Annotated in this window: 19 protein-coding genes; 14 read left to right on the top strand and 5 right to left on the bottom strand. The window is 50.9% G+C overall.

Annotated elements, in window-relative coordinates; all coding sequences use genetic code 11:
* On the top strand, positions 1-951 hold the full coding sequence (miaA, locus tag AC3QL0_RS03215) for a tRNA (adenosine(37)-N6)-dimethylallyltransferase MiaA (RefSeq protein ID WP_493010055.1): 951 nt from the start codon (positions 1-3) through the stop codon (positions 949-951).
* A 3-nt stretch (positions 952-954) separates the two neighbouring features.
* Here miaA and purM read toward each other — a convergent pair whose 3' ends face one another.
* Positions 955-2,004: a phosphoribosylformylglycinamidine cyclo-ligase gene (gene purM, locus AC3QL0_RS03210; protein ID WP_493010054.1), complete on the bottom strand. Its 1,050-nt coding sequence runs from the start codon at positions 2,002-2,004 to the stop codon at positions 955-957.
* A gap of 54 nt (positions 2,005-2,058) precedes the next feature.
* On the opposite strand from purM, the gene hda reads away from it, so the two are divergent.
* From hda to folK, 4 genes are read left to right on the top strand one after another with little or no spacing between them, the layout of a single operon-like run.
* A complete protein-coding gene (gene hda, locus AC3QL0_RS03205) occupies positions 2,059-2,754 on the top strand; it encodes a DnaA regulatory inactivator Hda (protein ID WP_493010053.1) in 696 nt (231 codons plus the stop codon).
* A gap of 2 nt (positions 2,755-2,756) precedes the next feature.
* Positions 2,757-3,458, top strand: a complete 702-nt coding sequence (locus tag AC3QL0_RS03200) for an HAD family hydrolase (RefSeq protein ID WP_493010052.1) — start codon at positions 2,757-2,759, stop codon at positions 3,456-3,458.
* Between the two features lie 9 nt (positions 3,459-3,467).
* Complete coding sequence (gene pcnB / locus AC3QL0_RS03195) at positions 3,468-4,835, top strand: polynucleotide adenylyltransferase PcnB (protein ID WP_493010051.1); 1,368 nt, start codon at positions 3,468-3,470, stop codon at positions 4,833-4,835.
* A complete protein-coding gene (gene folK, locus AC3QL0_RS03190) occupies positions 4,828-5,334 on the top strand; it encodes a 2-amino-4-hydroxy-6-hydroxymethyldihydropteridine diphosphokinase (protein ID WP_493010050.1) in 507 nt (168 codons plus the stop codon). The genes pcnB and folK overlap by 8 nt, the downstream gene beginning before the upstream one ends.
* Positions 5,335-5,616: 282 nt before the next feature.
* Here the strand turns inward: folK and AC3QL0_RS03185 are convergent, their stop codons facing one another.
* Positions 5,617-7,140, bottom strand: coding sequence for a fumarate hydratase (locus tag AC3QL0_RS03185; protein WP_493010049.1), 1,524 nt, complete (start codon positions 7,138-7,140; stop codon positions 5,617-5,619).
* Positions 7,141-7,305: 165 nt separating this feature from the next.
* Here AC3QL0_RS03185 and glyQ point away from each other — a divergent pair, with 165 nt between their 5' ends.
* Genes glyQ through AC3QL0_RS03150 form a run of 7 tightly spaced genes read left to right on the top strand, consistent with a single transcriptional unit; the run spans position 7,306 to position 14,192 of the window.
* Positions 7,306-8,211: a glycine--tRNA ligase subunit alpha gene (gene glyQ, locus AC3QL0_RS03180; protein WP_135861650.1), complete on the top strand. Its 906-nt coding sequence runs from the start codon at positions 7,306-7,308 to the stop codon at positions 8,209-8,211.
* 6 nt (positions 8,212-8,217) lie between these two features.
* On the top strand, positions 8,218-10,362 hold the full coding sequence (gene glyS, locus AC3QL0_RS03175) for a glycine--tRNA ligase subunit beta (RefSeq protein WP_493010933.1): 2,145 nt from the start codon (positions 8,218-8,220) through the stop codon (positions 10,360-10,362).
* Positions 10,362-10,907, top strand: a complete 546-nt coding sequence (gene gmhB, locus AC3QL0_RS03170) for a D-glycero-beta-D-manno-heptose 1,7-bisphosphate 7-phosphatase (RefSeq protein WP_493010048.1) — start codon at positions 10,362-10,364, stop codon at positions 10,905-10,907. Before glyS ends, gmhB begins: the two co-directional genes overlap by 1 nt.
* Positions 10,901-11,623: a lysophospholipid acyltransferase family protein gene (locus AC3QL0_RS03165; protein WP_493010047.1), complete on the top strand. Its 723-nt coding sequence runs from the start codon at positions 10,901-10,903 to the stop codon at positions 11,621-11,623. The genes gmhB and AC3QL0_RS03165 overlap by 7 nt, the downstream gene beginning before the upstream one ends.
* A gap of 4 nt (positions 11,624-11,627) precedes the next feature.
* On the top strand, positions 11,628-12,491 hold the full coding sequence (locus tag AC3QL0_RS03160) for a M48 family metallopeptidase (RefSeq protein ID WP_493010046.1): 864 nt from the start codon (positions 11,628-11,630) through the stop codon (positions 12,489-12,491).
* A 19-nt stretch (positions 12,492-12,510) separates the two neighbouring features.
* The gene (gloA, locus tag AC3QL0_RS03155) at positions 12,511-12,906 is read left to right on the top strand and encodes a lactoylglutathione lyase (protein WP_493010045.1); all 396 of its coding nucleotides are present in this window, start codon (positions 12,511-12,513) and stop codon (positions 12,904-12,906) included.
* Between the two features lie 56 nt (positions 12,907-12,962).
* Positions 12,963-14,192, top strand: coding sequence for a nucleoside recognition domain-containing protein (locus AC3QL0_RS03150; RefSeq protein ID WP_493010044.1), 1,230 nt, complete (start codon positions 12,963-12,965; stop codon positions 14,190-14,192).
* A gap of 27 nt (positions 14,193-14,219) precedes the next feature.
* Here AC3QL0_RS03150 and rsmA read toward each other — a convergent pair whose 3' ends face one another.
* From rsmA to AC3QL0_RS03135, 3 genes are read right to left on the bottom strand one after another with little or no spacing between them, the layout of a single operon-like run.
* A complete protein-coding gene (gene rsmA, locus AC3QL0_RS03145) occupies positions 14,220-15,005 on the bottom strand; it encodes a 16S rRNA (adenine(1518)-N(6)/adenine(1519)-N(6))-dimethyltransferase RsmA (RefSeq protein ID WP_493010043.1) in 786 nt (261 codons plus the stop codon).
* Between the two features lie 5 nt (positions 15,006-15,010).
* Positions 15,011-16,453 carry a peptidylprolyl isomerase gene (locus tag AC3QL0_RS03140; protein ID WP_493010042.1) on the bottom strand — a complete coding sequence of 481 codons (1,443 nt, stop codon included), beginning with the start codon at positions 16,451-16,453 and terminating at the stop codon, positions 15,011-15,013.
* 2 nt (positions 16,454-16,455) lie between these two features.
* Positions 16,456-18,786: an LPS-assembly protein LptD gene (locus AC3QL0_RS03135; protein WP_493010041.1), complete on the bottom strand. Its 2,331-nt coding sequence runs from the start codon at positions 18,784-18,786 to the stop codon at positions 16,456-16,458.
* Between the two features lie 202 nt (positions 18,787-18,988).
* On the opposite strand from AC3QL0_RS03135, the gene AC3QL0_RS03130 reads away from it, so the two are divergent.
* Positions 18,989-20,035 (top strand): aminoglycoside phosphotransferase family protein, encoded by a 1,047-nt coding sequence (locus AC3QL0_RS03130; RefSeq protein ID WP_493010040.1) that lies wholly within the window; start codon positions 18,989-18,991, stop codon positions 20,033-20,035.
* A complete protein-coding gene (murU, locus tag AC3QL0_RS03125; protein WP_493010039.1) occupies positions 20,035-20,739 on the top strand; it encodes an N-acetylmuramate alpha-1-phosphate uridylyltransferase MurU in 705 nt (234 codons plus the stop codon). Before AC3QL0_RS03130 ends, murU begins: the two co-directional genes overlap by 1 nt.
* The last annotated feature ends 63 nt before the right edge of the window (positions 20,740-20,802 follow it).

Genomic DNA, 20,802 nt, shown 5'->3' with positions numbered 1-20,802 from the left:
ATGAGTACAGACACCTCACGCCTGCCAGTCATTTGCCTGACCGGCCCTACCGCTGCGGGCAAAAGTGCCTCTACCTTGGCTTTGGCCAAACGATGGCCCATAGAAATCATCGTGATGGATTCGGCCACTATTTACCAAGGTATGGATATAGGCACGGCCAAACCTAACGCCGAAGAACAAGCGTTAGTTCCTCATCACTTACTGGATATTCGTGATCCAGCACAAAGTTACTCCGCCGCTGACTTTGCAACGGACGCGACACAGCTCATACATGAAATTTGGCAACGTGGTCATTATCCGCTGCTCTGTGGTGGCACTATGCTGTATTACAAGGCGCTGCGCGAAGGACTGAACAATCTGCCATCCTCCAACCCTGAGGTGCGCGCACGCTTAGACGAACAAGCGGCACAATTAGGTTGGCCTGCTATGCAACAATTGCTGGCAGAATACGACCCCATCACCGCTGCACGCTTGGCCCCTAACGATAGCCAACGCATACAGCGTGCTATGGAAATCTACGAGATCAGCGGTAAACCCATGAGTGCATGGTTGCAGGAACAAGAGCGGCAAAAACCCAGCATCCCCTTTCACACGCTAAGCCTAGAGCCTTCTGATCGTGCATGGCTGCATGCGCAGATTGCCTTACGCTACCGACACATGATTGATGCGGGACTACTTGCAGAAGTACAAGCCCTGTACGCTCGACCAGACCTAAACCCTACGCTACCGTCTATTCGTTGCGTGGGTTACAGACAACTGTGGTCACATTTGGATGGCGAGTGCTCACAAGAGGACGCCATTGAAAAAGCCATTGCTGCCACCAGACAGCTAGCCAAACGTCAATTGACTTGGCTACGTAGTGACCCGCAGCGGCTTATGATGGACTGCTTAAATCCGCACAAAGCGGAATTGGTGGTGGACGCTGCCGCTAAGGTCTGGCCCACCGCCTAAGGTTTACACCATCAGCACTTGTGGCTGATCTGCAACCCTTTCTACGATCTCGCCCAGACGGTAAACCGTTTCGCCTTGCTCGCTTAGGTGTGCCGCAACCGCGTCAGCTTGAGCTGCAGGCACAACAACCACCATGCCGATACCGCAGTTGAAAACGCGCCACATTTCTTCGTCGGCTACGCCGCCGTTTTCTTGCAGCCATTTGAACAATGCTGGCATTTCCCATGCATCGCGCTGAATACGTGCTGCGGTGTTTTTAGGCAGAACGCGAGGAATGTTTTCCAACAAACCACCACCAGTGATGTGTGCCATACCTTTGATGGCTTCACGGTGAGCAGCCAACGCGGACAGCATGGACTTCACGTACAAGCGTGTTGGCTCCATTACGACGTCAGACAATGGGCGGCCATCTAACAGGTCTGTAGGCTTCGCATTAGCGTGGCTGATGATCTTACGGATCAACGAGAAACCGTTGGAGTGTGCACCACTAGATGCCAAACCCAACACCACATCACCAGCTTCAATGTTTTGGCCAGAAATGATGTGTGACTTTTCTACAGCACCTACTGCAAAACCAGCCAAGTCGTACTCGCCTTCTGGGTACATACCAGGCATTTCTGCTGTTTCACCACCAATCAACGCACAACCGGACAGCTCACAGCCTTTGGCAATACCTGCGACAACTTGTGCAGCGGTATCCACTGACAAAGTTCCACACGCAAAGTAATCCAGAAAGTACAATGGCTCAGCACCCTGAACCAGAATATCATTAACACTCATGGCAACCAGGTCAATACCAACGGTATCGTGGCGTTGCCAGTCAAAAGCCAAGCGTAGTTTGGTACCGACACCGTCAGTGCCAGAGACCAATACGGGCTCTTTGAGATGTTTAGGTACCTCGAACAGGGCACCAAAGCCGCCAATACCTGCCATGACGCCAGGGCGCATGGTTCTAGCGGCTAAAGGTTTGATGCGATCAACAAGGGCATCCCCTGCGTCAATGTCTACCCCAGCATCGCGGTAGGTTAATGATACGGATTGATTGTTTGTCATGAGAAAAGCCGTGGGATATGTAAGAATTACAGGTTGGATGAGATTGTACGACACATGAACCAACAACTGATTCTGGATATTTCTCCAACCCCTACACCAACACTGGATAACTTTGTTATCGGTTCCAATCAGGAAGTGTTAAACGCCCTGATGCAGTGTCAGTCTGGTCGCGCCATTTATCTATATGGCGCGCCTGGGGTTGGTCGTACGCATTTGCTGCAAGCCATGGCTGCGCGTCATCACGGAGTCTATTTTAGTGCTTCTGACTCTATTGCGCAGCTAAAGAAGCTAATCTCGGCTGAATCCTTCACCCAACCACTTGTCGCTATTGACAACATCGAACAATTCAGCGCGGCAGGACAAGCTGCAATATTTGCTCTGTACAATCGCTGGCGCGAGTGCGCAGCATCCAGCCAAGCCTTTATTATCCTAGTTTCTGGTGAGTTTGCACCATTGGCCACCAAGGTACGTGAAGACTTACGCACACGGTTAGGCTGGGATTTGGTATTCCGATTACAACACTTATCGGATGCGGAACGCGAAGAAGCGCTGCGCACCCGTGCATTAGAAAAAAGTTTGCACCTGACCCCAGAGGTCATGCACTGGGTTTTAACCCGCTATGAACGCGACATGGGCCAGCTCATCAACCTGATTGATGCACTGGACCGTTATTCCCTAACGCGCAAACGGCACATTACGTTGCCGTTGCTCCGAGATTTACTGGCCGAAGGCCTTCTTTCTGTTGAGTAGCTATGAATACCCCAACCAATCTGGCACTTTTTGATCTGGACCACACCCTGCTCCCTTTGGACAGTGACTATCAATGGGCCGAGTTTCTGGCTCGCACAGGTCGTGCCGGTGATCCAGAAGAAGCTAGACGTAAAAACGAAGATCTGATGGATCGCTACAACCAAGGCAACCTGACGGCAGAAGAGTCCGCCGAATTCATGCTGGGGCTGTTAAGCAACACACCACGTCAAGAACTGCTGACATGGCAAGCTGAGTTTATGGAAGAAGTGATTTTGCCTTCCATTACACCAGCCGCTTTGGATTTGGTGCGTTACCACCAACAGCAAGGCCACTTGTGCGCCATCGTTACTGCCACCAACGAATTCGTTACCACCCCCATCGCTAAAGCCTTGGGTATTGAGCACCTGATTGCCACCTTAGCCGAAGAACGTGATGGTATTTACACTGGTAAACTAACCGGCGTGCCTAGCTTTAGAGAAGGCAAAATTACTCGTGTAGACCAGTGGCTGCACGAACTAGGCCTACAACGCAACAACTTCGACCGCATTTGGTTCTACAGCGACTCCAGCAATGACCTGCCTTTAATGGAACTGGTCTCTGATCCTGTGGCCACCAACCCTGGCGAAAGTCTGCGTCGCACAGCCCAAGATCGCAATTGGGCCGTGCTAGACCTGTTCGTACAGTTAATGGATGAAAAATCCTAATCAACTCACATGCTGAAACGAACAATAAAAACTTTCGTCGCGCGACTTTTCGCCGCACCAGCTAAAGGCCCCAAACGATTGGGTCAATCCCAGCACGGGATTGATCCTGACCTCGTGTCTCGCCACGCTTTTAAAGTGTGCGAAGTGCTGCAACAACATGGCTACGAAGCCTATGTAGTAGGCGGCGCTGTGCGCGACCTGATCGCCGGCTTGGAGCCCAAAGACTTTGACGTGGCCACCAATGCCACGCCAGAGCAAATACGCCCGCTATTTAGACGCGCTCGTATCATTGGCAAACGCTTTAAGCTGGTGCACGTAGTCTTTGGTAGAGAAATAATCGAGACCTCTACCTTCAGGGCTGGAGACACCCAAAAGCAACAAACTGACGCTCATGGCCGCATTCTGCGTGATAACGAGTACGGCGAACTGCTGGATGATGTAAACCGCCGTGACTTCACCTTAAATGCGCTGTACTACGACCCCATCACGGAAGAAGTGATTGACTACCACAACGGTGTAGAAGATCTGAAAAACCGTGTGGTGCGTATGATTGGCGACCCCGAAACGCGGTACCGTGAAGACCCTGTACGTATGCTGCGTGCATTGCGCTTTGCTGCCAAGTTAAACGCCAGCATCGAGCCACAAACGCATCAACCCATTCAAAAACTGGCCTCGCTTATTACTAATGTTCCAGAGTCCAGACTCTTTGATGAGCTGTTAAAGCTACTAGAATGCGGTCATGCGTTGCGATGCTTAGAACAACTGCAGCAAGAGGCATTAGTGCCATACCTGTTGCCGTTTTTGGAGCACAGCCTAGCAGACCCTGAACAACGTTTGTTCTTGGAAATTGCACTAGCGCGTACCGATAGCCGTGTACGTAGTGGTCGCAACACCAGCCCTAGCTTTGTGTTTGCTGCCCTGTTGTGGAAAACCGTGCAAGAGCAATGGGAAAAGCGCATCAAAGCGGGTTCGCCACCAGCGCAAGCACTGTCTGAAGCCAGCGACATCGTGATCGAAGAACAAAGTCACGTACTGCCTATTCAGCGTCGTTATCAAGGCGATATTCGTGAAATCTGGTTTATGCAGCCTCGTTTTGAACGGGTCAATAACCGTGCTATCTGGCGCATGATAGAACTCCCTCGTTTCCGTGCTGCGGTTGACTTCTTACAGTTACGTGCCGAAGCCAAAGAGGTAGATAGCATCATGGCTCAATGGTGGATGGATTTGGCCGATAGCCAAAATACAGAAACACGCGCCGCCATGATAGAGGCCCGCCCTACTGCACCACGCAGCACCAGCACTAGTACCCGTCGTCGTCGCGCACCGCGTAGACGTCCAAAAAGCACCGCCACGCAGGACACCACTTCAAATGAGTAAAACACTTGCCTACATTGCCTTGGGCGCTAACTTGGGCGACCCCATTGGTATGCTGCTGGATGTGATTGATGAACTGCGTGAACTGCCAGGCTGCTCCAACTTGGAAAGCTCTGGTTTTTATAGCACTAAGCCCTTTGAAGCATCAGGCCCTGACTTCATTAATGCAGTAGTCAGCCTACACACTACGCTTAATCCACTAGAGCTGTTGCATGCATTGCAAGCCTTGGAAAACAAACATGGCCGTGTACGCACTGAGCACAATGGCCCGCGCACACTAGATTTAGACTTGTTGGTGTTTGGTGATACCCAGATGGATACACCTGAACTCACCCTGCCGCACCCTAGAATGCACCAACGTGCGTTTGTGCTGTACCCCTTGGCTGATTTGGCTCCTACGCTGAAGTTGGCTCAAGGTTCAGTGCAGGACTTACTGCCTAGCGTGGCGGATCAAGGTATTGAGGCTTTAGATATGGGGTTTGATGACGAAGACGACGATTGATTCATACGTCTACGCTGTTCCCATTTGCTAGTCTTAGACTGCTAATGAAGCCCTAGTGTGTTGCTGGGGCTTTGTTGTTTGAGGATGAGTACGGTGATTATCCAAATTGGGAGACGGCATCCATCGCACGCGCTGTGGGAACTGCAGGCAGCCGCCACTAAGAGGCTTCCCCCCACCTTTACACACGAACGGCACATAAAAAAACACCCCAGCATTACGCATAGGGTGTTCTCATAAGGACGATGTGTTTCCACATTCGTCCTTAATAGCAACCGTACGTACTTACACAGGAACCACAGGGATCTCTGCAATACGTTTGCGCCATACCGCTGGGCCTGTTTTGTGTACCGATGTACCTTCGGAATCCACGGCCACAGTCACCGGCATGTCTTTGACTTCAAACTCGTAAATGGCTTCCATGCCTAAGTCTTCAAAGCCTACTACGCGTGCTTCACGAATGGCTTTGGACACCAAGTAAGCCGCGCCACCCACAGCCATCAAGTAAGCCGAGCCGTGTTTGCGAATCGCTTCAATCGCCACTGGGCCACGCTCTGCTTTACCAATCATGGACAACAAGCCTGTTTTTTCCAACATCATGTCGGTAAAGCTATCCATACGAGTAGCTGTAGTTGGGCCTGCTGGGCCAACAGCTTCGTCACGTACTGGGTCCACAGGACCAACGTAGTAAATCACGCGGTTCGTGAAGTCCACTGGCAATTTCTCGCCTTTGGCCAACATGTCTTGAATGCGTTTATGAGCCGCATCACGGCCCGTCAACATTTTGCCAGATAGCAGCAACGTTTCACCGGGTTTCCAACTGGCAACTTCTTCTTTAGTCAGCGTATCCAGATTCACTTGCTTGGACTTGTTGTAGTCAGGTGCCCAATGCACATCAGGCCACAAGTCTAACGAAGGAGCTTGCAAGTGTGCTGGGCCAGAACCATCCAGCACAAAGTGTGCGTGACGTGTAGCTGCACAGTTAGGAATCATGGCCACAGGTTTAGAAGCAGCATGCGTTGGGTAGGTGTTGATCTTCACGTCCAACACGGTAGTCAAGCCACCCAGACCTTGCGCACCAATACCCAAGGCGTTCACTTTTTCGTACAGCTCAATACGCAGCTCTTCCAACTTGTTCTGCGGACCGCGCTGCAGCAGCTCATACATATCAATGTCTTCCATCAGGGACTGCTTGGCCATCAGCATGGCTTTTTCAGCCGTACCACCAACCCCAATCCCCAACATACCAGGAGGACACCAGCCTGCGCCCATTTCTGGCACCATGCGCAACACCCAATCCACCAAGGATTCGCTAGGGTTCAACATGGCAAATTTAGTTTTATTCTCGGAACCACCGCCTTTGGCTGCCACTTGTACATCCACTGTAGAGCCAGGCACCAGCTCTACAGAGACAATACAGGGCGTATTGTCGCGGGTGTTTTTACGGGCAAACAACGGATCGGACAGTACCGATGCACGCAGACGATTATCCGGATTCAAGTAACCTTGGCGCACACCTTCATCACAGGCTTCTTGCAAGCTACCTTTGATGTCAAAACGCACATCCATACCGACTTTCAGGAACACGTTCACAATGCCGGTGTCCTGACAAATAGGGCGATGACCTTCTGCACACATGCGTGAGTTGGTCAGAATCTGAGCGATGGCATCTTTGGCGGCAGGGCTTTCTTCACGTTCATATGCGCGAGCCAAGTGCTGAATGTAATCGGCGGGGTGGTAGTAGCTGATGAACTGTACGGCATCAGCAATGGACTGGATTAAGTCCTGTTCTTTGATAATCGTGGTCATATGCTTGTCTTCTGTTCAAATAAAAGCCAAAACGTCTTATCCGGTTATTGTACTTGTCCTGCCTCATCTCGCGTAGAACAAACACAGTCTCTGCCCCGTCAGCGCTCAAAACCAGCTAAAATGGAAGAATTTTGGCAGTACATCGAACCATAGTCTCTATACCCTATGCTTACTTTCCAGCAACTGATCCTTACGCTTCAACAGTATTGGGATAAACAAGGCTGCGCTTTGCTACAACCCATTGACCTTGAGGTCGGCGCCGGCACTTCCCATACAGCAACCTTCTTACGTGCTATTGGCCCAGAGCCATGGAGCGCTGCATACGTGCAGCCCTCACGCCGCCCCGGCGATGGACGTTACGGCGAGAACCCCAATAGGCTGCAACACTACTACCAATATCAGGTAGTGCTAAAACCTGCGCCAGAAAATATTGTGGATCTGTACATAGGTTCGTTGAAAGCCTTAGGCATCGATCCTAAACAGCACGATATACGCTTTGTGGAAGACGACTGGGAAAACCCAACGTTAGGCGCATGGGGCTTGGGCTGGGAAGTATGGCTAAACGGTATGGAAGTCACCCAATTCACCTATTTCCAACAAGTAGGCGGTTTGGACTGCGTGCCCGCTACCGGCGAGATTACCTATGGTCTAGAACGTCTGGCGATGTATATCCAAGGTGTGGAAAGTGTGTACGACTTGGTGTGGACACGTGATGCGCATGGCCGCACGGTGTACTACCGCGACATCTACCATCAAAACGAGGTAGAGCAGTCTACTTACAACTTCGAGCACTCTAACGCGGCGATTTTGTTCCAGCACTTCCAAGATTACGAAAGTGAAGCCAAACGCCTGATCGAAATTGATCTAGCCTTGCCTGCTTACGAACAAACGCTTAAAGCTGCACACACCTTTAACTTGCTGGATGCCCGTGGCGCCATCAGTGTGACCGAGCGCGCTGCTTACATTGGCCGTATCCGCAACCTGTCTCGCGGTGTGGCACAAGCCTACTATGATTCACGTGAACGCCTTGGTTTCCCTATGCTGCCAAGCAGCGCTGCGGAGGCCAAATAAATGACCATGACGCCAAACGAATCCCGCTCATTGCTGGTTGAACTGCAAACAGAAGAACTGCCACCAAAAGCACTGAACAACATGGGCCAGGCCTTTGCTGAAGGTCTGCTCAAAACACTGCGCGAACAGCATTTGGTAGATGCTGATGCAACAGCGACTGCCTACGCCACACCGCGCCGTCTGGCCGCTGTAATCAGCAGCGTCAAAGGCCAAGCCGATGACCAGCCGTTTTCCGAAAAACTGATGCCAGTTAAAATCGGTCTGGATGCCGATGGCAACCTGACACCTGCACTGAGCAAACGTCTGGAAAGCAAAGGTTTGGGCCACCTAACTGCGCAAGATCTGCACGTAGAGTCCGATGGCAAACAAGATTGCTTGTTCGCTAAAGGCATGGCCAAAGGCGCTGCATTGGCAGAAGGCCTGCAAGCCGCGTTGGACTACAGCATTACGCACCTGCCTATCCCTAAAGTCATGCGCTACCAATTGTCGGATGGCCAGACTAGCGTGCGCTTTGTGCGTCCAGCACACAGCTTGATCGCACTGTGGGGCGATGATGTCGTTGCTGTTAACACGTTGGGTCTGCAAGCTGGCCGCACCACTAAAGGCCACCGCTTCATGTGCGAAAGCCTGATTACAATCCAAAGCCCAGAAAGCTACGTAGGCCAATTGGAAACCGAAGGTAAAGTGATTGCGTCTTACGCTGATCGCCGTGCTCGCATTGAAGCACTACTGCAAGAGGCTTGCACACGTCTAGATGCTAGCCTAGGCACCGATCCTGAAGTGGTAGAGCTGCTAGATGAAGTAACTGCACTGGTTGAGCACCCTAGCGTCTACGTAGGCCAATTCGACCCTATTTTCTTGGAAGTACCACCTGAGTGCTTGATTCTGACCATGCGTCTGAACCAGCGCTACTTCCCTCTGTTTGACCCTAAACAAGGTACGCTGACCAACCAATTCCTGATTGTCAGCAACATGCAGTTGGATGATCCTTCCAACATCATTCAAGGTAACGAAAAAGTGATTCTGCCACGCTTGGCAGATGCTAGATTCTTCTTTGAAACCGACCGTAAACAACCGTTGGAAGAGCGCGTTTCCAGCTTGGAAAACAGTGTTTACCACAACAAACTGGGTTCACAACGCAAACGTGTAGAACGTATGCGTACCATCATTCGTGCCTTGGCCGAACGCTTGGGTGCAAATGTGACCTTAGCTGATCGTGCTGCACTGCTGGCCAAAGCTGACTTGAACACCAACATGGTGGGCGAATTCCCTGAGCTACAAGGTGTGATGGGTGCCTACTACGCGGCCGCTGATGGCGAAGATGCTAGCGTCATTGATGCCCTGCGCAACCAATACCAGCACCGTCTAAACAACGCTGTCACTGATGCTAGCTTAGTGTCTGCACTATTGTTCTTGACCGAACGCGCCGAAACCTTGATGGGTATTTGGGGTATTGGCTTGGCTCCTACAGGCGAGCGTGACCCTTACGCGTTGCGTCGTGCTGCATTGGGCCTGATTAGTGCCTTTGAACAGCTAGAAGCCGGTGGTTACTTGGGTGATATCGCCCATAGCCGTTTGAACTTAAACGAGCTGCTGCAAATCGCTGCACAAAGCTTTGAAGAAGGCGAACTGGCTGCTAGCACGTTGGCTGAAGTACAAGACTTCATCTACGAACGTTATAGAAACCAGTTGGTTGCTAACGGCCACGATCGTAACGTCGTTGAAGCCGTGTTGGCACAACAGCCACCACTGCAACAAGTGCAGGCCCGTATTCAAGCATGTTCTGAATTCGCTGCCCTGCCCGAGTCTCAAAGCTTAGCCAGTGCTAACAAGCGTATTGGCAACTTGCTGCGCAAAGCAGAGACCGAACTCAGTGCTGTACAAACATCGTTGCTGGCAGAACCTGCAGAACAAGCGCTGGCGGCGTGCATTGAGCAATTGGCTCCTGTGGCAGAAAGCCAATTCTTGGCCGGTGAGTTCAGCGCAAGCCTTGCTACGTTGGCACAAGCCAAAGAACCTGTGGACAACTTCTTTGCTGATGTCATGGTGATGGCTGAAGATCCTGCGGTACGTAACAACCGCTTGGCCCTGCTGCAAAAACTGCACCAGTTGATGAATCAGGTTGCTGACATTTCTAGGCTGGCTGCCTAATGCTCGCCATACTGGATCGCGATGGAGTCATTAACTATGACTCCAGCGCTTTTGTGAAAAGCCCTGACGAATGGCAAGCCCTGCCTGGTAGTCTGGAAGCCATAGGAAGGCTCTCTCAAGCGGGCTGGAAAGTCGTTGTTGCGACTAACCAGTCTGGCTTGGCACGAGGGCTGTTTTCCATGCAAACCCTAAATGCCATACACCTGAAGATGCGCCGCGAGCTGGCCAAATTCGGTGGTGTAATTGATGCCATTTTTGTGTGCCCTCATGGTCCAGATGATGGCTGTACCTGTAGGAAGCCATCCCCCGGTATGTTTCTGGATATCGCCAGACGCTACGAACACCCGTCGCTGCAAAATATCGTGACAGTGGGCGATTCGCTACGTGATCTGCAAGCGGCATCTGAAGCAGGCTGCAAAACGTGGCTGGTAGAAACCGGAAACGGACTAAAAACCCAAAAAAATGGCGGTTTACCAGAAAGCTGCATTGTGCGGCCCAATCTGGCCGCCGTGGTGGATGACTGGTTAGGAACGTCTACATGCTGATTTTACGCGCCGTACTTTATCAGCTCTTTTTGCTGATTACCGTAATCCCCTACTCCATTTTGTGTTTGTTGTGGTCGCCGCTGCCACTACGCTGGCGCTACAAGCTCACCGCTGGCTGGCCACATCTGGCCGTATGGGGAGCCAAATACATTCTAGGTATACGCTGGCAAGTCAAAGGCTGGGAAAATCTGCCGGATGGCCCTGCTGTATTGCTGTCTAAGCACCAATCAGCATGGGAAACCATGTTCTTTTGCGGCTACCTGCCTAAAGACGTTTGTTTCGTCTACAAACGTGAACTACACCGTGTTCCGTTTTTTGGCTGGGGCTTAGCACTGCTGCGTATGATCCCTATCAATCGCAGCAATGGCCGCGATGCCATGAAGCAAATCGTAAAAACAGGGCAAGAGCGCTTAAACGAAGGTCGTTGGCCGTTGCTGTTTCCAGAAGGTACACGCATCCCTCCAGGTGAAACGGGCCGCTACAAGCAAGGCGGTGCCATGCTGGCCTGCCGTACCAATAGCATGGTGATACCTATTGCTCACAATGCGGGTGAGTGCTGGCCTCGTAATGCGTTCATCAAAACACCCGGTTTAATCACTGTATCGTTTGGCCCAGCTATTAACCCTGAAGGCATGTCGCAAGCAGCCCTAAACCAAGCCGTAGAGGACTGGATTGAAGGCGAAATGCGTGTACTGAACCCTGAACGCTACTCGTAGCGCCATGGCCCAGTTACCCTTATTCAATGATGCGTCGACTACCCCTACTAAAGCGGTAGCGCCACGCACCACAGACACTACACCTACTCTTCCCATCCTTAGCAAGCCAGACCGGTTACCGGTGGGCACCAGTTGGCATCTGTATACAGTACAAGGGCAAGAGCTAGGGTATTTACTCAAGCGCTCTAAACGCCAATCCATAGGCTTACGCGTTAACGAGCAAGGGCTAGTCATCACTGCTCCCACTTGGGTTTCCTCCGCACAAGTACACGATGCGCTGGAACAAAAATTCCCATGGATTGTGCGCAAGCTCTTAGACTGGGAAGAACGCCTACAGCAATTGGCCTTAGGCCAAAGCCAATGGTGCCATAATGGCAACATTCCCTATTTGGGCGTGGCCATCGCTTTGCAGTTAAACCCCAGCGCCTTGAAAAGCACGTTTAGTGGGCAAGCTCATGCACCTTGCTCTGGCGATACACTCACCCTGCCTTTGAGCCAAGACGCACAACGCTCACGAGTACAAGATTTCGCCCAAATTTGGTTGCAAGAACAAGCTCGCCAGTACTTTATAGAAAGACTGGATTACTACACCAACAAATTGGGGATTTCCTATAGCGGTTTGCGCTTAGCCAGCCCAGCTAAACGCTGGGGCTCATGCAGCAGTGACGGTATGATTATGCTTAATTGGCGACTCATGCACTTTCCTATTGCTGCGGTAGACTATGTGATAGCCCATGAGGTCGCTCATCTTAAAGAGATGAATCACAGCCCCGCTTTTTGGCGGGTAGTAGAACAACTCATGCCAGATTATGTGGCGGCCAGGAACCTGCTCAAAAAGCACCATCCTGACACGCTTCCTTTACTTTAACTCTATGGAGTCATTCACTATGCGCTTGTTACATACCATGCTGCGTGTTGGCAATCTTGAAAAGTCCCTAGCCTTCTATACGGATGTGTTAGGCATGAAACTGCTGCGTCAAAAAGACTATCCAGATGGCAAGTTCACATTGGCTTTTGTAGGTTATCAAGATGAAAGCGAAGCAGCCGTACTGGAACTGACTCATAACTGGGACACAAACAGCTACGATTTGGGTAATGCCTATGGCCACATCGCCATTGAAGTAGAAGACGCTTACGCCACCTGTGCTGCCATCAAAGCCAAAGGCGGTAACGTAGTACGTGAAGCGGGTCCTATGAAACACGGCAATACCGTGATTGCCTTTGTGGAAGATCCTGACGGCTACAAAATTGAGCTGATTCAAAAATCGGGTCGTAACGACTAAGCTCCTACACAGGCCTTTATTGGCCTGTTTTTTCGTTTTCTTCTCGCACGCTATAGATGCTTAACATACTCTGGTTCAGTTTCTTTCTGATCGCTTCCATTGCCGCCCTGTTTCAATGGTTGTGGATGGGTGACGCCGATGTGTTCAACCGCATGGTGAGCAGCTTGTTCCAGATGGCCGAATTATCGGTCAGCATCATGCTGATATTGTTTGGCACACTGACCCTGTGGATGGGGTTTCTGAGTGTGGCTGAGCGCGCCGGCATCGTTGAGAAATTAGGCCAATGGTTGGCCCCTGTCTTTAAACGTCTCATGCCAGAAGTCCCCGCCGGGCACCCTGCTTTAGGGTTAATTACACTGAATTTTGCGGCGAATGGCTTAGGCTTAGACAACGCTGCTACGCCTATAGGCTTGCGGGCGATGCAGGCCTTACAAAGCCTTAACCCCACACCACAAACTGCCACCAATGCCCAGATACTCTTTCTGGTGCTCAATGCGTCATCGCTGACGTTGCTGCCGGTCACCATCTTCATGTACCGAGCACAGCAAGGTGCGCCGGACCCTACTCTGGTGTTTCTACCCATTCTGCTGGCCACATCAGTATCCTCCTTAGCTGGCCTGATTAGCGTTGCCATCATGCAGCGCTTACGCTTAACAGATCCTGTGGTGCTGTTAACGCTAGTTGGATTACTCGCCGGTATGTCTGTATTTATGGCTTTTTTGGCGACGCTCAGCACCGCAGCCATCAGTAGCTTGTCTTCACTACTCGGTAATCTCAGCCTCTTTGTGATTATCTTGCTATTCCTAGGCGTAGGTGCGTGGAAACGCATCCCTGTCTACGACAGCTTTATAGAAGGCGCTAAGGGCGGTTTTGCCGTAGCACGCGACTTGCTTCCTTACTTGGTAGCCATGCTGTGTGCCATAGGCGTATTACGCAGTTCTGGAGCCCTAGATATGCTCCTAGATGGCATACGCTGGGGTGTCACCAGCTTAGGCATGGATAGCCGCTTTGTAGAAGCCCTACCCACCGCTCTAGTTAAACCCTTCTCGGGCAGCGCGGCACGTGCCTTGATGTTGGAAACAATGAACCATCATGGCGTAGACAGCTTTGCTGCATTGCTCTCAGCCACCATTCAAGGCAGCACAGAAACCACCTTCTACGTGCTAGCGGTATATTTTGGTTCTGTAGGGGTAGTTCGCAGTCGCCACGCTGTTGGGTGCGCACTGTTTGCAGACGTGGCCGGCGTGATTGCGGCCATTAGTGTCTGCTATTGGTTTTTTGGCTAGGCTTTTTACAGCCTAGCCTGTACTAGATTAGCCGGTAATACCGCGCTCAGTCAGCGCATCAGCCACAGCAATAAATTGCTGCACGCTCACTTCGCCTGGGCGTGCGGTAGGAGCGATACCTACCTCTTCCCAAGGAATACTATCAGCCCATTTAGCCCAGCTACCGCGAAGCATTTTTCGACGCTGCGCAAAGCCTGCAGCCACCAATTGCTCGAACAACGACGTATCTTTGGCTTGAGGTCTATCTTCAGGCAAAGGTCGCATGCGCACAATGGATGACACCACTTTAGGCGCAGGATCAAATGCCTCTGGCGACACATCGAACAACTTAACCATGCGATAACGTGATTGCAGCATCACCGACAAGCGGCTGTAATCGCTGCTGCCAGGTTTCGCCACCATACGATCCACCACTTCACGCTGCAACATGAAATGTTGATCACGCACCAAGTGCGCAAACGACATCAGATGAAACAACAACGGGCTGGAAATGTTATAGGGCAAGTTACCCACAATGCGTATATCGTCGCCCCAGTCGGAAAAGTCCACCGTCAATACGTCGGCTTCTGTAATCGTCAGTTTCTTGGGGCTAAAGCTGTTGCGCAAGCGATGAGCCAGATCTCTATCCAGCTCAATCACGTTCAAATGGTCTAAGCGCTCCGATAATGGCCGCGTTAACGCAGCCAAACCGGGGCCAATCTCAATCACTTTATCGTCGTGACGCAAATCTATCGCCCGCACAATATCATCGATTACGGAAAGATCATGCAAAAAATTCTGTCCGAATCGCTTGCGGGCTTCATGTTTAGCCATGCTGTTTACTGCTCCGACGACAATGCTTTTTCTAGGCGATTATCTATATATACACTACCGCGCAACTGGCTCAGCCAGTCATCCAACGCAGGCTCTACGCGCTGCTCGAACAAGTGCTGACGCGCCTGCATGCGACGGTACTCATTTTCCATGTTTTTGGTGCGTCTATCGTCCACACGGATCAAGTGCCAACCAAACTGCGAACGTACAGGCTCACTCACCTGACCTGGTTGCAATGAATCCATGGCTTGCTCAAATGCCGGCACAGTTTCACCGGGCGTTAACCAACCCAAGTCACCACCTTGTGGTGCAGTGCTATCTTCAGAGTTACTGCGAGCCAGTACCTCAAAAGACTCACCCTGATTAATACGCTGTTTCAGTTGCTCAATACGCTCTTTAGCCTGCTCGTCATCACGTACCTGCGACAACTTGATTAGGATATGGCGTGCTTTAGTTTGCGTAACCATCATAGGTCCTTGCTCTGCAGGTGCTCCAGATGCTTGGCCATGCCCTAAGGAAGGATCTACGTTATTGTCCTGACCACCGTGGTGGGTAACTTTCAGAATATGGTAACCCTGACCACTGCGTACCAGACCGCTTACTTGGCCAGAAGACAGGTCTTTGATGTTCTCAATGAACAGATCAGGCCAACCCGTCAAAGGACGAATACCCAGCACACCACCAGTTAGCGCTTCAGGCCCCTCAGAGGCCGCCGCAGCCACACCCGCAAAATCCTCACCCGCTTTCACACGTGCCAGCAATGCCTCTGCCTTCAAACGCTGATTGCGTTCTGTGTTGCTGTCAGCACCTTCGGGGACTCGTACCAGAATCTGTGCCAACTCTATATATATAGGGCTCGCCGCAGCAGAGGGCTGACTCACACCAGCATTGCTACGTACTTGTACGCCTTGGCTTTTCAGGTAGGCATCCACCTCAGCATCACTGATGTAGATACGCTCATCCACCATACGTTGACGCAACTGATCTAACAGTAAGTCGTGGCGTAACGTTTTGAGGTACTCATCCCACGTCATACCTGTTTTAGTGATTTCTTGGCGCAGTTTCTCAGGGGTGATCTTATTGCGCTCAGCCACCATTTTCACGGCATTTTCCAAAAACTCAGGCGTAATCACGATGCCCAAACGCTTACCCTCTTGCTCTTGAATAGTCTGATCAATCAGTCTATTCAACACCTGCAAACGCAGCGTTTCTTGATCGGGCAAAGGAATATTCTGCGCCTGCAACTGCTTAGCAATTATGGCTGACTCGTTATCTACCTGGCGCAGTGTAATCACCTGAGAATCAACAATCGCGGCAATACCATCGACGAAGCGGGCAGAACGTTCTGCGGGTTGAGCGGTCTGCTGGGCTCCCGCTGTCACAGCGAACAGCGTAGACACCAGCGCCAGACTTCCTGACAACACAAATTTAGAACAGCGTAACCGCATCTTTATTCATACCTCTCGAAGGTGGTTGTTTCTGTGCTAGTTGGCGTAATGGGTTCATACCCAACAATACGCTCACGCAACATCTTCATCGGGTCAGGGCCTACAGCGCCTAGCCCAGACAGTTCTAACTGCAGGAATACTGCCGAATTACTTTTCTCAGCAGATACCGCATAACGTTGTACGACGACACGCGCCGCCCAGCAACATTCGCCTTTGTATTCCATACCAAAAATGGTTTGTGTACTGCGTTTTTCCTGTAAGGAATAATCCACACGTCCTAATGCAAACACTTTATTAGACAAAGGCCATTGCGTGGTTACTGACACACGCTCTCTACCATTATCTACCTGATTAGGATTTTCTCTGAAATAGTTAGGATTATCAAAGGCTCTAGGGTCACGCTCGTAACGATATGATGCAGACAAAGTCGCCAAGCGCTGTGGCTGCCATCTAAAACCTGCACTCAATCGGTTCGTACGTCTAGACTGTGGATTAAACTGCGCATCTGCACGTAAGCTCAACGTATCCGTCAATGCTGCACCGGCACCAAACAAGTAATCTGAACGACGTCGAGTTTCAGGATACTCATTGTTGGCAGTATTACGCAAAAACACTTTTTGATCTTCAAAATACAGGCGTTGCGCTACTTGCAGCATCATGCGCTCTTCACCTGTGTCAGCATCCAGCCAACGCGTAGTCAACCCCAGCGTTAACTGGTTTGCATTGGCAATGCGGTCCCAACCACCACTGTAGATGTTTTCACTGAAAGCCTGGGAAAAGTTAAAGGACGCCACACTGGTATCAAAGACCGGCAACATGCTCTGATCTCTGTAAGGTACATACAGGTAATACATGCGCGGTTCTAGAGTTTGTATTGCTGCATTACCAAATAAACTAGTGTCACGCTCAAAATACAAACCTGAATCAATCGAAAGTAGTGGCAGTGCTCGCCCTTTACTATGGGGGTTCTGGCGTCTTACACGATTATTATCTGTATCTGGTAGAGCGCTCCAGTCGGTATCATACTGACTTACATGCAAAGATGCTTTCGGCGTAATGTACCCATATGGACGTACCATAGGGTAGCTTACAGACGTCAAAGAAGACATTCGCGTACCGTTAGGCTCTCTTCTTAAGGTGCGAAACTTATTAAACTGCGACAACGTGCCCGAGTAATATGGCATTTCAAATCGCGTAACAGCATTTTCGCTCACTACATCAAAACCACCCCAGTTGTAACGAGCCCCCCGCACTTTCAAACTAGGCAATTGATTGTATTCAGGAGTTCTGTAACCAGCCGTCTCATCCTGCAGTGTCTGATACTGAGTCACCGACAGCGAGGCATTGAAATACTTGGCACCAGACCAGGTAAACGCCGCTGAACTCGCCAAGTTATTAATATTGGCATTACCCAAGTCAATAGACGTCAGATCGCGGAAATAGTTATCGTCCGATACGCGGTTATACCGTGCACTAAACCCAAAACCGTAGCCTAAACGCTGACGGTGCTGCGTAGATAACATCCAGCGCGCTTCACGGGTTTTATTGTCATGATTCAAATACGAACCATTGATTTGGCCTTCATAGCTACGGCCTAAATACCTGAACTCACCATCCAGCTGCAAACCACGCTTAGAGTAATTGCGCGGTGTCAGCGTAGCATCGTAGTTCGGGGCTAGATTGAAGTAATACGGTAAGGCCAATTCCAAGCCGCTGTTACTGGTGTAGCCATATATAGGAGTCAAGAAACCTGATTTTCGCTCTTCGCGCAGTGGGAATGAGAAATATGGCGAGTAGAAAATAGGCACATCTTTGAAATACAGCACGCTGTTACGCGCTACACCTCGGTTTTCGTCTATGTACAAATCGACGGTAGGGGCTTTGATGTACCAGGCGGGCTCAGGACACGGGCAACCGCTATACAGCACATCGTCCAACTTCATGTGGTCGCTGTTGTAAATCGTACCGGCTTCCGCTGTACCCGAAGAACCACCAGCCAACCAGAAGTGCATGGCATCTAATTCGCCCTCTTCTGATTTCATGTTGTAGTCGATGCTGGGGCTGCGCACAATGCTGCCTCCGCGCATCAGTACGCCATTACCGCGCACTTTTACATCACCGGTATTCCGGTCGTAACGGATCTGATCGCCCTTACTAACGGAATCTATACGACGCACTTGCGCATCGCCCGTTAACACCACTTCGCCGTTTTCTTGGTTTTCTAGCTTGTCACCAACCAAGAAGGAGGTCATGTCATCATCGGCGACATGGCGAACCTGCAACGCAGGGGAGGCTTGCAAGGAGGGCTGTTTCGCCCCCACTTTGACAGGCATTACGGCGCACGTCAGAGAGCCTAACAACAATAAATGAAAACGTCTGACCGCTCGCACCGGATCCGTATCCCCAGGAAAATAGAATTACACTAAAGTAATGGCCGGCCACACTTTTGCTGGCCGTGACCCGTTATTATAGATAAGCTCGCCCGATACGGCAGCGCAATTCGCCTTTTTTCTTGCAAATCTTTGTTCTTAGCCCATGGATGCCACTTCAAACCTCACCAATGACACCCGTTATCAGCTCTTGTTAAGCTGGCTGCAATCATTGGACTGCGTTAACGACCTGCGCCTTGATACGCTGCGCCCTGCCTCTGGCGATGCAAGTTTCAGACGTTATTTCCGTCTGGACAGCCAACATGGCACCCTAATTGTGATGGACGCGCCTCCGGCTAAAGAAGATACCGCCGCTTTTGTGGATATTACCCACAGACTCGCCGCTCATGACCTAAATGTGCCGCGCATCTTAGCCAGCGACGTCGCACAAGGCTTTTTACTGCTGAGCGATCTGGGCCAAGACAACTTTTGGCATGCTCTGCAAAAAGGTTTAGACAATCAAACCATCCAAACCTTGTACCGCGGAGCAATCCAAAGCTTGGTACAGCTACAACAAGCTGACAGCACAGGCTTGCCGCACTATAACGAAGCTCGCATGCTGGAAGAGTTACAAGTGTTTGAAGAATGGTTCATTAATCAACATTGTGACACCACCTTGACCGAACAAGAAAGCAAAGCGCTACAAACCTGCTTTGCCGCGCTCGTGGAAGATAACGTCAGTGTGGCGCAAGTGTTTGTACACCGTGACTACCACACCCCCAACCTGATGATGCCCACAGACGATACGATGCGTCCTGGCATTATTGACTACCAAGATGCTGTACTTGGCCCTATCACCTACGACTTAGCGTCGTTAGTCATGGATGCCAGACACACGTGGGATGAAGAGCAGCAATTGGATTGGGCTATTCGTTACTGGCAAGCAGCTATACACGCCAACCTTCCTGTAAGTCGTGATTTCGCTGAGTTTCATCAAGCCTACGAGTGGATGAGCGTGCAGCGTAACCTGCGTATTCTGGGGGTATTTTGCCGCTTGTCTATTCGCGACGGCAAAGATTGGTATTTGGCCCATCTACCTAGACTACAAGCGTACATACGCCAAGTGTGCAGCCGCTACGAAGAGCTATTCCCTATACGCAAAGTACTGGACCGCATTGAGGGCCGTCAAACCGTACTGGGAGTCACCCTTTAATGAAAGCCATGATTTTGGCGGCCGGCCGCGGCGAACGCATGCGGCCTCTGACCGACCATTGCCCTAAACCACTATTACGCGCCGGCGATCATGCGCTAATTGAATGGCATATTTTGCGCCTGCAACGCGCTGGTATTACTGACATAGTGATTAATCACGCATGGTTAGGCGACAAAATCGAGGCTCAATTAAAAGATGGCAGCCAATTCGGCGTGCATATTCAATACAGCCCAGAAAACCCTGCCCTGGAAACCGCTGGCGGCATCCGGCAGGCCTTGGCATTACTGGGCGATGCCCCTTTTCTGATTATTAACGGTGATGTATTCACCGACTGGGATGCCCAACAAGCTTTTGCCGCTGCAAACCACTTGCAGCATAGTGAGCTATTGGGCCATCTATGGATGGTAGAAAACCCTGAGCACCACACCAAGGGCGATTTTTACCTGCAAAGCCCAAGTAAATTGCTCTCGGAACATCCCCTTACAATTTCGGATAAAACGCTTACCTACAGCGGTATAGCGTGTTATAAGCCTGCCTTATTTTCCTCGCTACCTGCAGGCCAGCCCGCCCCACTAGGGCCTTTGCTACGACAAGCCATGTCTACACAACAACTGAGTGGTGAGTTACTAGCAGGCTCATGGACCGATGTAGGTACCCCTGAGCGTCTAGAAAAAATATCCCATCAGCTTGGCTCACTGGAATAGGCACGTTATTATCAGTATTCAGATCAAAGCCTGACTTGTCAGGTGCCCACTCACCCGCAGATA

Source organism: Paenalcaligenes sp. GW821-LYS-B07-1 (assembly GCF_058803365.1).
Note: the sequence above shows the minus strand (reverse complement) of the source record. Positions and strands in the feature narration are given on the sequence as shown.

Bases quoted from the DNA above. Each gene is read 5' to 3' on its own strand.
- pcnB (WP_493010051.1), top strand. From the start codon at position 3,468: ATGCTGAAACGAACAATAAAAACTTTCGTCGCGCGACTTTTCGCCGCA.
- glyQ (WP_135861650.1), top strand. From the start codon at position 7,306: ATGCTTACTTTCCAGCAACTGATCCTTACGCTTCAACAGTATTGGGAT.
- AC3QL0_RS03165 (WP_493010047.1), top strand. From the start codon at position 10,901: ATGCTGATTTTACGCGCCGTACTTTATCAGCTCTTTTTGCTGATTACC.
- AC3QL0_RS03130 (WP_493010040.1), top strand. From the start codon at position 18,989: ATGGATGCCACTTCAAACCTCACCAATGACACCCGTTATCAGCTCTTG.
- rsmA (WP_493010043.1), bottom strand. From the start codon at position 15,005: ATGGCTAAACATGAAGCCCGCAAGCGATTCGGACAGAATTTTTTGCAT.
- AC3QL0_RS03185 (WP_493010049.1), bottom strand. From the start codon at position 7,140: ATGACCACGATTATCAAAGAACAGGACTTAATCCAGTCCATTGCTGAT.
- gloA (WP_493010045.1), top strand. From the start codon at position 12,511: ATGCGCTTGTTACATACCATGCTGCGTGTTGGCAATCTTGAAAAGTCC.
- gmhB (WP_493010048.1), top strand. From the start codon at position 10,362: ATGCTCGCCATACTGGATCGCGATGGAGTCATTAACTATGACTCCAGC.
- AC3QL0_RS03150 (WP_493010044.1), top strand. From the start codon at position 12,963: ATGCTTAACATACTCTGGTTCAGTTTCTTTCTGATCGCTTCCATTGCC.
- purM (WP_493010054.1), bottom strand. From the start codon at position 2,004: ATGACAAACAATCAATCCGTATCATTAACCTACCGCGATGCTGGGGTA.
- AC3QL0_RS03135 (WP_493010041.1), bottom strand. From the start codon at position 18,786: ATGCCTGTCAAAGTGGGGGCGAAACAGCCCTCCTTGCAAGCCTCCCCT.
- AC3QL0_RS03140 (WP_493010042.1), bottom strand. From the start codon at position 16,453: ATGCGGTTACGCTGTTCTAAATTTGTGTTGTCAGGAAGTCTGGCGCTG.
- AC3QL0_RS03200 (WP_493010052.1), top strand. From the start codon at position 2,757: ATGAATACCCCAACCAATCTGGCACTTTTTGATCTGGACCACACCCTG.
- AC3QL0_RS03160 (WP_493010046.1), top strand. From the start codon at position 11,628: ATGGCCCAGTTACCCTTATTCAATGATGCGTCGACTACCCCTACTAAA.
- glyS (WP_493010933.1), top strand. From the start codon at position 8,218: ATGACGCCAAACGAATCCCGCTCATTGCTGGTTGAACTGCAAACAGAA.
- folK (WP_493010050.1), top strand. From the start codon at position 4,828: ATGAGTAAAACACTTGCCTACATTGCCTTGGGCGCTAACTTGGGCGAC.
- murU (WP_493010039.1), top strand. From the start codon at position 20,035: ATGAAAGCCATGATTTTGGCGGCCGGCCGCGGCGAACGCATGCGGCCT.
- hda (WP_493010053.1), top strand. From the start codon at position 2,059: ATGAACCAACAACTGATTCTGGATATTTCTCCAACCCCTACACCAACA.
- miaA (WP_493010055.1), top strand. From the start codon at position 1: ATGAGTACAGACACCTCACGCCTGCCAGTCATTTGCCTGACCGGCCCT.